At 63.4% G+C, this 11,404-nt stretch carries 14 protein-coding genes; 5 read left to right on the forward strand and 9 right to left on the reverse strand.

Going from position 1 to position 11,404, the window contains the following annotated elements; all coding sequences use genetic code 11:
* Positions 1 to 88 precede the first annotated feature (88 nt).
* Positions 89 to 1,876, forward strand: coding sequence for an ABC transporter transmembrane domain-containing protein (locus tag SCLO_RS09660; RefSeq protein WP_066515126.1), 1,788 nt, complete (start codon positions 89 to 91; stop codon positions 1,874 to 1,876).
* A gap of 24 nt (positions 1,877 to 1,900) precedes the next feature.
* Here the strand turns inward: SCLO_RS09660 and SCLO_RS09665 are convergent, their stop codons facing one another.
* The 5 genes from SCLO_RS09665 to SCLO_RS09685 form a co-directional block, all read right to left on the reverse strand.
* Complete coding sequence (locus SCLO_RS09665) at positions 1,901 to 2,245, reverse strand: PilZ domain-containing protein (RefSeq protein ID WP_096362215.1); 345 nt, start codon at positions 2,243 to 2,245, stop codon at positions 1,901 to 1,903.
* A 169-nt stretch (positions 2,246 to 2,414) separates the two neighbouring features.
* Positions 2,415 to 2,837, reverse strand: coding sequence for an ExbD/TolR family protein (locus SCLO_RS09670; protein WP_066515127.1), 423 nt, complete (start codon positions 2,835 to 2,837; stop codon positions 2,415 to 2,417).
* 21 nt (positions 2,838 to 2,858) lie between these two features.
* The gene (locus tag SCLO_RS09675; protein WP_066515129.1) at positions 2,859 to 3,347 is read right to left on the reverse strand and encodes an ExbD/TolR family protein; all 489 of its coding nucleotides are present in this window, start codon (positions 3,345 to 3,347) and stop codon (positions 2,859 to 2,861) included.
* Positions 3,348 to 3,460: 113 nt separating this feature from the next.
* Positions 3,461 to 4,213, reverse strand: coding sequence for a MotA/TolQ/ExbB proton channel family protein (locus tag SCLO_RS09680; RefSeq protein ID WP_407695303.1), 753 nt, complete (start codon positions 4,211 to 4,213; stop codon positions 3,461 to 3,463).
* 80 nt (positions 4,214 to 4,293) lie between these two features.
* Entirely contained in the window at positions 4,294 to 4,950 is a 657-nt protein-coding gene (locus SCLO_RS09685) for an energy transducer TonB (protein WP_096362118.1), read from the reverse strand.
* A gap of 258 nt (positions 4,951 to 5,208) precedes the next feature.
* Between SCLO_RS09685 and SCLO_RS09690 the strand changes: the two genes are divergently transcribed.
* Both SCLO_RS09690 and SCLO_RS09695 read left to right on the forward strand, forming a co-directional pair.
* Entirely contained in the window at positions 5,209 to 6,087 is an 879-nt protein-coding gene (locus SCLO_RS09690; RefSeq protein WP_407695330.1) for a hypothetical protein, read from the forward strand.
* An 80-nt stretch (positions 6,088 to 6,167) separates the two neighbouring features.
* The gene (locus tag SCLO_RS09695) at positions 6,168 to 7,472 is read left to right on the forward strand and encodes a homoserine dehydrogenase (protein WP_066515136.1); all 1,305 of its coding nucleotides are present in this window, start codon (positions 6,168 to 6,170) and stop codon (positions 7,470 to 7,472) included.
* 21 nt (positions 7,473 to 7,493) lie between these two features.
* Here SCLO_RS09695 and SCLO_RS09700 read toward each other — a convergent pair whose 3' ends face one another.
* A complete protein-coding gene (locus tag SCLO_RS09700; protein WP_066515139.1) occupies positions 7,494 to 7,805 on the reverse strand; it encodes a hypothetical protein in 312 nt (103 codons plus the stop codon).
* A gap of 157 nt (positions 7,806 to 7,962) precedes the next feature.
* On the opposite strand from SCLO_RS09700, the gene glpX reads away from it, so the two are divergent.
* Positions 7,963 to 8,946 (forward strand): class II fructose-bisphosphatase, encoded by a 984-nt coding sequence (glpX, locus tag SCLO_RS09705; protein ID WP_066515218.1) that lies wholly within the window; start codon positions 7,963 to 7,965, stop codon positions 8,944 to 8,946.
* Positions 8,947 to 9,062: 116 nt separating this feature from the next.
* Here the strand turns inward: glpX and SCLO_RS09710 are convergent, their stop codons facing one another.
* Together SCLO_RS09710 and SCLO_RS09715 are read right to left on the reverse strand one after the other, a co-directional pair.
* The gene (locus SCLO_RS09710) at positions 9,063 to 9,440 is read right to left on the reverse strand and encodes a MerC domain-containing protein (RefSeq protein WP_066515220.1); all 378 of its coding nucleotides are present in this window, start codon (positions 9,438 to 9,440) and stop codon (positions 9,063 to 9,065) included.
* Between the two features lie 183 nt (positions 9,441 to 9,623).
* Positions 9,624 to 10,322: a hypothetical protein gene (locus SCLO_RS09715; RefSeq protein ID WP_123905470.1), complete on the reverse strand. Its 699-nt coding sequence runs from the start codon at positions 10,320 to 10,322 to the stop codon at positions 9,624 to 9,626.
* A gap of 609 nt (positions 10,323 to 10,931) precedes the next feature.
* On the opposite strand from SCLO_RS09715, the gene SCLO_RS09725 reads away from it, so the two are divergent.
* On the forward strand, positions 10,932 to 11,174 hold the full coding sequence (locus SCLO_RS09725; RefSeq protein ID WP_083948992.1) for an SHOCT domain-containing protein: 243 nt from the start codon (positions 10,932 to 10,934) through the stop codon (positions 11,172 to 11,174).
* Positions 11,175 to 11,177: 3 nt separating this feature from the next.
* On the opposite strand, the gene SCLO_RS09730 is transcribed toward SCLO_RS09725, so the two are convergent.
* Positions 11,178 to 11,345: a hypothetical protein gene (locus SCLO_RS09730; protein WP_231923209.1), complete on the reverse strand. Its 168-nt coding sequence runs from the start codon at positions 11,343 to 11,345 to the stop codon at positions 11,178 to 11,180.
* Between the last annotated feature and the right edge of the window lie 59 nt (positions 11,346 to 11,404).

Here is an 11,404-nt window from a genome sequence, read left to right on the forward strand (position 1 = left end):
GACGGCACCTCCACCTGTCCTCCTTCATGAACGGATTTCCCTCCCGGACGCCATTGAGGGGGGCGGGCGGGACTGCTAAGCGCGCATCATGGACGACAGAAAACGCTCATCCCCTCGCGCCAATGAGCGCCCGCCGCTCAGCAGCCTCGGGATGGTGTGGAGTTTTGCCCGCCGCTACCCCGCGCGCATTGCCGGCGCGATGCTGGCCCTGCTGGTTTCTTCCGCCGCGACGCTGGCCATTCCGGCCGGCTTTCGGCTGGTGATAGACAGGGGCTTCATGGGCGGCGGCGATATCGGGCGCTGGTTCCAGTATCTTTTCCTGATCGTCACCGTTCTGGCCATCGCCACGGCGGTGCGATATTATTTCGTGGCCTGGCTGGGCGAACGGGTGGTCGCGGACATACGATCCGCCACCCAGGCCAATCTGCTGCGGCAGGCGCCCCGTTTCTTCGAGGAGAACCGACCTTCCGAGATCGCGTCGCGCATGACGTCGGATACCGCGATCATCGACCAGGTCGTCGGCTCCACCGTATCGGTGGCGCTCCGCAATGTCGTCACGGGCATCGGCGGACTTGTCTATCTGTTCGCCCTGGCGCCCAAGCTCGCTGCCTTGCTGCTGCTGGGCATTCCGGTGATCGTCCTGGCCATGGTCAGCCTGGGCCGCCGGGTCCGCAAGCTGTCGCGAAGCAGCCAGGACAGGCTGGCCGATGTAGGCAGCATCACCTCCGAAGTGCTCGGCGCGATGAAGATCGTGCAGGCTTTCGGTCAGGAACAGCGTGAGGCGGCGCGGTTCGACAGCACTGTCGAGGCCGGCTTTTCGACCGCGCGCCGCCGCATCCTGCTGCGGGCGCTCATGACGGCGGTGGTGATCGCCCTCGTCTTCGGATCGATCACGGCCGTGATGTGGCAGGGCGCGGTCGATGTCGCCGCAGGCCGGCTCTCGGGCGGCAGCATCGCCGCGTTCGTGCTGACAGGCGGCCTGGTGGCGGGCGCTTTCGGTGCGCTGTCGGAAACCTGGGGCGATCTCCTGCGCGGCGCGGGCGCGGCCAGCCGTCTGCATGAACTGATGATCGCCGTGCCCCAGATTTCGCCACCGGCCCAGCCCAAGGCTCTTCCTCGCCTGCCCTCGGGCGCACGGCTGGAGTTCGACAAGGTGCATTTCCGCTATCCGACCCGGCCCGGTCAGGCTGCGCTCAACGGCGTCTCGCTGGACATCGCGCCCGGCCAGACCGTGGCCGTCGTCGGTCCCTCGGGCGCGGGCAAGTCGACCCTGATCCAGCTGGCGCTGCGCTTTTACGATCCGGACGCTGGCGAAATCCGCCTGAACGGCATTCCCTTGCGGGAGCTCGATCCGGCGGACCTGCGCGGCATGATGGCGATGGTGCCGCAGGAAAGCATCATCTTTGCCGCCTCCGCCCGCGACAATCTGCGCTATGGCCGATGGGACGCCACGGACGAGGAAATCTGGGCGGCAGCGCGATCCGCCAATGCGGAATCCTTTTTGCGCGCCCTGCCTGAAGGATTGGACAGCCATCTGGGCGAAGGCGGTTCGCGCCTGTCGGGCGGCCAGCGCCAGCGCGTGTCGATTGCTCGCGCCCTTTTGCGCGATGCGCCGATTTTGCTGCTGGACGAGGCCACTTCCGCGCTGGATGCCGAATCGGAGGAATTGGTCAAGGACGCGCTCGAACGATTGATGCGGAACCGGACGACCATCGTCATAGCCCATCGGCTGGCGACGGTCCGCGCGGCGGATCGCATCGCGGTGCTGGATCAGGGCACGGTCGTCGAACAAGGCGATCATACCGCCCTGGTGGCCGAAGGAGGCCTTTACGCCCGTCTGGCGCGTCTGCAATTCCAGGACGGCGTGGCGGCCTGAGCAACAGGCAGCATCCCCTGCCTATCAATTCACAGGGCTGTGGCGCGCCTGCTTGATGACATGATCGAGGATGGCGGGATGCAGCGGCTTGTCGAAAACGCATCCGGCTTCATGCGCCTGCGTCCACAGGACAACCGCGCGGCGTCCTTCGAAGCCCGGCAGGGCGACCCATAATTCCTTGCCGGGGCTCAGCTTTGCAAAGCTTTGGAGACGAAAGCCGGTCAGCGACAAGTTGGTGATCCGGCTGGTGAACCAGTTTTCGCCTGGCCGGCGAACCTTCACGGCGATGGACACGGATTGCCGCACCGCCCCGCGTTCCTTCCGATCCGGCCCTGCCGGCCGTTCGGCATCGATGGTCCGATATTTCATCATACCACGCCTTGCTATGCGCCTTCATCGTAAGGAACAGGTTAACGTCCGTCCGCGCAAGCAAGCCCGGAACGAAAAAAGGGCCGCCGAAGCGGCCCTCTCACAGGCGGGATCGATCTCCCGGCGCGTGGAGAAATGGACTTACCTCTTTCCCATCGCGCCGAACGGATCAGAAGCTGCCATATTGCTCATTGCCGACGAAGCCCAGCTTCGTCACGCCGGCGCGCTTGATTTCCGCCAACACCTCATCGACCACGACATAGCGGGTCTGGGCATTGGGCTGGAACTGAAGCTCCGGCTCGACGGGCAGACGCAGCGACTGTTGCAGATATTGACGCAACGTCAGCAGGTCGATCGGCGAGCCATTCCAGGTGATGACACCGCTGGGATCGATCGCGACCTTGTTCTTCACAGGGTCGATCACGCTATCGGTCGGCGGCGCGTTCTGCGGCAGGTCGATCTTGACCGCGTGGGTCTGGATCGGGATGGTGATGATGAACATGATGAGGAGAACGAGCATGACGTCGATCAACGGCGTCGTGTTCATTTCCATCATCGGCTCGCCATCGTCTTTTCCGGCACTCATAGCCATCGGGCGATACTCCTAGAACTTTTACAGCCGGTGCGTGGTCGTGCCCGGTTCGGGTTCGGAGATGAAACCGACCTTCGGGAAACCAGCGCGTTGCATCGTATAGATCGTGCCACCGATGCAGCGGTACGGGACGTTGATGTCGCCGCGAATATGCACTTCGGGCAGATCTTCAGGGGTCAGGTTTTCGACACCGCCCGCCTTCTTGATATCCGCTTCCAGCTTCGCGACCGCACGATTGAGCAGTTCATCGGAGGAAACCCGGGTCAGGTTCCAATATACCGCACAACTGCCGTCCGAACCGGACGTGACTGACAGGGAAACATTTTCCGGCTTCGTCGTCGTCGGCTCGAACGCCACCTTGGGGAGCTGCAGCTGAACCGTCTGGACGACGACCGGGACCGCGATGAGGAAGATGATGAGCAACACCAGCATGACGTCGACGAGCGGCGTCGTGTTGATGTCGGACATCGGCGTGTCTTCACCGCCGTCGGAGCCAACACTCATTGCCATTGATAATATCCTAACATGCGTCTCTATGGCGCCCCGCCGGGCGAGGCCCACGGCCGGACGGGAACCGGACGGTCGCAGCCGCCCGCCGGTTCCCGCACCGGCTTTTCAAGCGATCAGGCCTTGGTCGGCGCAGCGGCCGGCTTGGCAGCCGAAGCCGCAGGAGCAGCCGCCACCGACGGACGGACGGCGCCGTTCGAAACCAGATAGGCCAGCAGATCGACGGTGAAGCTGTTCAGCTGCTCTGCGATCGACTTGTTGCGGCGCTGCAGGAAGTTGTATGCCAGCACCGCGGGAACGGCCACGGCCAGACCCAGGGCGGTCATGATGAGCGCCTCACCGACCGGACCGGCGACCGCGTCGATCGACGCCTGACCGGCGGCGCCGATCTTGATGAGCGCGCGGTAGATGCCGATAACCGTACCGAACAGACCGATGAACGGCGAAGTCGCGCCGACGGTCGCAAGGAAGGCCAGACCACCGCCAAGGCTGGAATTGATCTGCGCTTCCGACCGCGCGAGCGAGCCGTGCAGCCAGTCGTGCGCCTCGACCGGATCGGTCAGCTTGGTGTGTTCTTCCTGCGCCTTGATGCCGTCATCGACGATCTGCTTGTAGGCGGAGTTCTTCTCCAGCTTCGCCGCGCCTTCCTTCAGGCTGGGCGCGCGCCAGAAGGTCGCGCGGACCTTCTTGCCCTGGCTGATGACCTTTTGCTGTTCGATCAGCTTGGTAAACAGGATGTAGAAGGTGCCGACCGACATGGCGCAAAGGATGATGAAGACGGTCCAGGCGATGACGCCGCCCTGCTCGAGGGCTTCCATCAGGCCGTAGGGATTGGCCGCCTTTGGGGCAGCGGCCGCTGCGATAGACATCAACATGTTCAAGACTTCCCTCTCAAATAGATCGTAAGAAAGGGAAGGCGGCGCAGGACGCCAGCCTCCCCGTCACTGGATTATTCCGGCAGCCGCCACGTGATGCGGCCGGTATAGGTGTCGGCCATCGGCTGACCGTCGCTTCCCTTCGCCGGCTTGAAGCGCGCACGCTTCGGCAGCAGGCGGCAGGTCGCCTCGTCGAGATCGGGATGTCCGGTCGAAGAGGTGATCGTGCAGCTGGTCACACGGCCATCGCCATCGATTTCCAGTTTGAAACCGGCGGTGCCCGCCCGTTCCTCGCGCTGGGCGCGGCTGGGATAGTCGGCATCGCTGAGCCAGCTGCCCGGCGACGATCTGGGCGACGCACGCGTGGCGGCGACAGGCGGCGCGGGCGGAGGCGGCGGTGGGGGAGCCGCGACCGGAACCGGGTTGAAGATGGGAGGAGGCGTCCGCACGGTCTGAATCGGCGGCGCGGGGGCCGGCGTCTGCACGATCGGCGGGGGAGCGACGACCGGCGGCGGTTCGACCGGCTGCTCCGGCGGCGGCGGCGGCGGCTCCTCATCTGGTGGCGGCGGTTCCTCTTTCACGTCGATCACGTTCAGCTGTTCCGCCGCCTTTTTGACATATTTCATGCCAAGACCGGTGACGAAGGCATAGCCGAGAACAGCGTGAATCAGGGCGACGATAATGATCGAGATCGTGCGACTCGATCCTTGCGAGTGGTCAGCATAGGCCATTCGGCAACGACACTCCTTAACTCAGCTTAGTTGTTATTGTGCAAATCAGTCAAAACGACCCAGGACGTCCGGGGCCTCCCGGTCATCCTTGGCCCATATCCTTCTCATTTGCTACCCTTCAAATTCCTATCGCGGCATCTTCCGCCACGCAAACGTTTTATCGCTTTACCTGGTTGCGTTTACAAACAATCCTAGCATAGCGCTATGGAATGGCTTGCGTGTGACAATGATGCAACGGGTTGGCAGCATATGACAAACTTGACAGAAAAATATACCGGCCAGTGGAAAAGACTTCTTTGGGCCTGCCTCATTTTTGCCCCGAATCCCCTGATTTGGGGAGGTCCCATTGCGTATGCGACCCCTCAATCCGGGCAGTCCTCCGCCCCCCTGGCGCTGTCCTATGCGGATATCGTGGATCTTGCCGATGCCGCGCCGGTCATCGTCCAGGTGCGCATCCGCAACAGCATCCCGCTCTCCGCCGAACGGGCGGGAAATGTGCCGCCGGGCCATCGCCGGGTCTATATCGAGGCCGATGTAACCGCCCTGATTCGTGGCGAGGGAGGCATCAGCCCGGCTGTCACCTATCTGTATGACGCGCCAGCGGACGCCCGCGGAAAGATAGCCAAGCTGAAAAAGGCGCAGATGCTGCTGTTCGCGAAGCAGGGCTCGCGGCCGGGAGAAATCCAGCTGGTGGCGCGGGACGCCCAGATTCCCGCCACTCCGGCTGAAATGGAGCGGGTGAAGGGCATCGTTTCCACGCTGGTGTCACCCGGCGCGCCGCCCCGCATCAAGGGACCGGGCGATGCCTTCCACGTGTCAGGCACCATTGCGGGCGAAGGGGAAACGCAGATATTCCTGCGGACGGAAAATGGAGAGCCAGTATCCCTTTCCATCATCAGGCGGCCCGGTCAGGAACCGCGATGGGCCGTGGCGCTGGGCGAGATCGTCGATGAGGCCGCCCGCCCGCCCCAGCCGGGAAGCCTCCTCTGGTATCGGCTCGCCTGCGCCCTTCCCCCCGTCCTTCCGGCCCAGTCGGTCCGGACCTTGCCTCTGCCCGACGCGGAAGCGGCGCGCGCTGACTATCAGCTGGTGATGCAGGCCCTTGGGCCATGCGAAAGAACGAGGCAGCTTCGTTAGGGGGCCTGCTTTTCCTTGGACTATGGCGTTGGTGCCGCTATCAGCGCGGCCCTGACCTGCTGGAAGGATAAGGATAGGCCATGACTGATCTGCACCGCCATGCCCCGCTGCGCGTCGCGCTCGTCGGCCTGGGAACAGTGGGCGGCGGCGTCATTCGGCTGCTCCAGACCAACGGAGACCTGATCGCCCGCCGCGCCGGCTGTCCCATCCAGGTGGTCGCGATTTCCGCGCGCGACCGCAACAAGGACCGGGGCGTCGACCTGTCTCCCTATGAATGGGTGGACGACATGACGACGCTGGCGGCGCGGGACGATATCGATGTCGTGGTCGAACTGATCGGCGGCGCCGACGGGCCGGCGCTGACGCTCGCGCGGCAATGCCTTGCCGCCGGCAAGCCCTTCGTCACGGCGAACAAGGCCATGCTGGCGCATCATGGACTGGATCTGGCCGCGCTGGCGGAAAAGGCCGGGATCGCGCTAAAATATGAAGCGGCCGTCGCGGGCGGCATCCCGGTCATCAAGGGAATGCGGGAAGGCGCCGCCGCCAATGAGATCAGCCGCGTCTACGGCATCCTCAACGGCACCTGCAACTACATCCTGACCACCATGGAGAAGGAAGGACGCGGGTTCGACGAAGTGCTGAAGGAAGCACAGGAACTGGGCTATGCCGAGGCCGATCCCAGTTTCGACATCGACGGCGTGGACGCCGCGCACAAGCTGACCATTCTCGCCAGCCTGGCATTCGGCACCGAACTGGATTTCGACCATGTCGCGGTCACGGGCATCCGCCATGTGATTGCCGCCGACATCGCCGAAGCCGCCGTGCTGGGATATCGCATCCGCCTCGTCGGCATGGCGGAGAATGGGCCGGATGGCCTGTTCCAGCGTGTCCACCCGATGCTGGTGCCTACCGATCATCCGCTGGCCCATGTCGATGGATCGCTGAACGCGGTGGTGGTGGAAGGCAATTTCGTGGGACGGCTGTTCTTCGAAGGGCGGGGAGCTGGCGAAGGCCCCACGGCTTCGGCTGTCGTGGCGGATCTGATCGACGTCGCCCGCGATGAATATGGCGACGCCTTCGCCATGCCGGTCGCCGCGCTCGCCCCGCAGAAAACGGCCGACGCCGGACATCGCATCGGACGCAGCTATCTGCGCTTCAAGGTGCAGGACCGGCCCGGCGTGCTGGCGGAGATCGCCGCTGCGACCCGCGATGCGGGCGTTTCCATCGAAAGCATGATCCAGCGCGGCGCGAATCAGGAGGACGGCGTGCTGGTGGCGATCGTCACCCATGCCGGCGAGGAACGCTGCATCCAGGAGACGCTCGATCGTCTCGCCGGATCGGACAGCCTGCTCCAGACGCCGATGGTCATGCACATTCTCGACTGATCGGGCTCGACTGATCGGGATTCAGCGCAGCCCGAAAGCCTGCAACAAACTGTCCTCCACGGGCTGCCCCAGCCGCAGCAGTGTGCGGTTGGCACGCTTGGGGCAATCCAGATTGCCGATGATGCGGCATGGACGGGCATCGAAGCGGTAGGCGCTCATCTTGTTGTCCACGCCCGGATTCGCCCCGTCGGCTATGCGCAGCGAATCGTCCCGCCGGGGCTTCAGGCACAAGGTCGGCACCGCCTGACAGGGCGCGGCGCGCGGCGCGGCGTGGACGGATACCGGCGTGGGCGATCCGGCAATGAGACTGACGGCGATCAACGAAGCAATCATGGATGATCCTGCCTCTTTTCCACGCCACCAACGCCGGAAGCGTCCATCTGTTGCATCGCGCCGCCAAAAGGAGGCCTTCGGTCGATAGACATGGCTCGACAAGGCAAAGCCGACCCCGTATCGCCCTCGTCCAATACCGCTCAAAAGAGGAATGAACATGGTGCAGGCTAGCTCGATTCTCGATCGCGTTCTGGTGCTGGAAATGGTGCGCGTGACCGAGGCTGCGGCCATCGCGGCGTCGAAGCTGATCGGCCGGGGCGATGAAAAGGCCGCCGATGCGGCCGCCGTCGAAGCGATGCGCATGGCCTTCAACGATCTCTACATGGATGGCACCGTCGTGATCGGCGAGGGCGAGCGGGACGAAGCGCCGATGCTCTACATCGGCGAGAAGGTCGGCAACGCCATCGGCAAGGGCCCGAAAATCGATATCGCGCTCGATCCGCTGGAGGGCACCACCATCACGGCGAAGGCCGGTCCCAATGCGCTCGCCGTGCTCGCCATCTCGGAGGAAGGCGGCCTGCTCAACGCGCCCGACGTCTATATGGAAAAGCTGGCGGTCGGTCCCGGTTATCCCGAAGACGTCATCGACCTCAACAAATCGGTGAAAGAAAATGTCGAGGCGGTGGCGAAGGCCAAGGGCGTCGAACCGGGCGAGATCATCGTGTGCGTACTGGATCGCCCGCGCCATGAAAAGCTGATCGCGGAATTGCGGGGAATCGGCTGCGGCATCATGCTGATCCCCGATGGGGACGTCGCCGGCGTGATCGCCACCACCGACCCCGAAACGACCATCGACATCTATATGGGGTCGGGCGGTGCGCCCGAGGGCGTCCTCGCCTGCGCCGCGCTGCGCTGCGTCGGCGGGCAGTTCAAGGGCAAGCTGCTGTTCCGCAACGATGACGAGCGCGCCCGCGCGCGCAAATGGGGCATCACCGATCTGGACAAGGTCTATGACCTCAAGGAACTGGCGAAGGGAGATTGCATCTTCGCCGCCACGGGAGTGACGGACGGGTCGCTGCTGGACGGCGTCAAGCGGCTGCCGGGCGGCCGTCTCACGACCGAAAGCGTCGTCATGCGCGCCAGCACCGGCACCGTCCGCTGGGTGCAGGGCGAGCACAGGCTGGACCGCAAGGATAGCTGAAAACGGTAGATCGGGATGGGGGGTGGTCGTTATCGACTTCCCCCTTTCTTCCGAAGAGACAATCGCCCCGGAAGAATCGCCGCGCGAACCCGCGTTCGAGCACCGCTTGCCCGCCGCTAGCGGCCCGCACGATGATTGAGGTCGTGGCCGAGCGCCAGAATGCCTACGCCCAGCAAGGTATAGGCGCTTTCCTGCCATCCATGATCCATGGTCAGCGCCCCCGCCATGATGCCAAGGCCCAGGGAACCGATCGCGGCGGGCATCATGAAGCCGTGCACTATGGCGCCATGCCCCAGCGCCAATGCTCCAAGCAGAATCGCCAGCGCCAGCCCCGTTTCATGGAAAAGGGGGCTTTCGAAGAGACCGCCCGCCGATGCCAGCAGGCCCAGAAGCACAGCCGTCGCGAAGCAATGCGCGACGCAAAGCCCTGACAGGCCCATGGCGATCCGGTCGATCCGGCCTGTAGTCAGGGCTTGGCGAAGGCTGAACTGCATGGTGTCCGCGATATAGACCATGGGCCAAAAGGTTACAACATATCATTACAATATTTTTACCTGGCAGCACGTCCAAAAAAACCCCGTGTGAAGCCGCCCAAGAGCTTTTGGAGCGCGAGACAAGAGGTTTTGTAGCACCAAACCCCGCTCTCTCCCGCCTTTGAGAAGCGCCTGAGAGGCCGCTCAATAGTCCTTTACCAACTCCCCCGACCATGTCTTCCGCAAGCCCCGCTCTAAGTGGCCGTCCCTATAGTTGATCTCCAAAGCTGGCTGGCATGACGGCTTTCCCGTCCATGGATTGATGGGTGGGTCGTCTCGGCCGACCCCGAAGGGCAGCTGATCCCGATAGAGAAAACACAGTTCCTCCAGAACCAGCTGGGCGTTCTGGTGAAACGGCTCTAGCGGCCGTCGGCGATCCAAATTGACCAGCGTATCGACATGGCCGCGATAGGGCATCGCTTCGGCATGTTGGCAGCCCTTGAGCAGTTCGATCACCTTCCGCCGCTCGACGGTGAAGGCGGGAAGCTCGGCCGGTGGCTCACGGCGCACCCTGATGCGGGGTTCGCCGAACGGATCGGGCACGTATCCTTCCCGCCAGCGTCGGCGGCCTTCCTCAAGCCATCGTTCCGCCTGGGCGATGATGGCTCTGACCTGTTTGGGATCATCGCTCGACGCCCAAACGAAATACGACAGCTTCATCCTGAATGAGGAAGAGAAGCCGTCTCCTTCGTGATAATCGTCGATGATCTCGCACATAGCGTGCAGCGCCTCGTAAACGGGTGCTCCCGCTTTAGCCAACGCCGCCGCTTCGGCCCAACTACGAAGGCGGCTCTTGCTGTTCCACTTCGGCCGCTTTTTCCGGCCGTCCGGTGCCTCCGACATTCGCGTTCCTCAGATGAGCAGCCTTGAGAGTGCGCCACGCGATCGCCGCAGCCAGACTGCAAACCCCGTTACCGGCTCCTCTGGTGCGGTCCACCCGATCGGCCACCCCATCAGATGTTCGTAAAAGCGCGGGTTGGAGATCAGGCCGACAAGCGATGAGGTCGGCCCATGCTTGAAGCTCACCCGGACCGGGGGCGAAGACGGGCACGTCCCAGACATCGAAAGCCCCAGCCCTCGGATCACGAGGAACAGGTTCGTCCAGACGCGGGCGGCGTTCGCCAGCGAGAACTGGCCGCAACTCCCCTGCGCTATAAGCGCCATCGCCGTCGATTTCGACGTCCGTGACGGTCCAGTTGGGCAAGTAAAGCAGATTGGACATTAACTCGCAGCTACTCGGTCTCTCGCCCCGGCTGCGAAGCTGCTATCATACGAAGTCTCAATTTTGCGTAGAACGAGTGCTCATTTGTCCCCTCGGTTTGGGCCATCATGCGCTCCGCCCAAGCCATGTCACCCATCGACGGTGATCGCCGATTGAGGCGCTCCATCAGGCCTTCAGGCTCCCTCATCTTGACTCCTTTCAACGCTAAATTCCGATTTTGAAGACAGCAGATGGTTGACCGTTTTCAACAGTCAAATCCGAATAGCCGAAAATTCGGCCCACTTCCATCGGCGGCAATGACGGTGCGTCATATCGTGGAAGAAGGCGTCAAGCGCGCCCGATCGCAGCAGGCGACGACCCTAGGGTCTTCCTCGGCCGACCAGTTGGCGATCATGGCGGATATGCTTGATCGGGGCCTTGTCAGCCGTGAAGAATTCGAAGCCGAGAAATCCAAAATCTTAAGGCAGGCCTAGAGGTCAGGGCGCCATTTCCATCTTCAGGTCGGTTCCGAAGCCGCCGCCCTTGTCCAGCCGGTGCGTCACTTCGGTGATGAGCCAAGTCGCCGCGTCGATCTCCGGTTTGAAGCCGGTCACGGTCACGCGGGCTTCGGGATAGGCGTCGGGCCGCCCCAGTGCCAGTTTCATGTCCAGCGTGGCGGGCGCGCGCTTCAGCCGGTCAAGCCCAACCGCCGGGGTGCCCGGTG

It is taken from the genome of Sphingobium cloacae (assembly GCF_002355855.1).
Classification (GTDB): domain Bacteria; phylum Pseudomonadota; class Alphaproteobacteria; order Sphingomonadales; family Sphingomonadaceae; genus Sphingobium; species Sphingobium cloacae.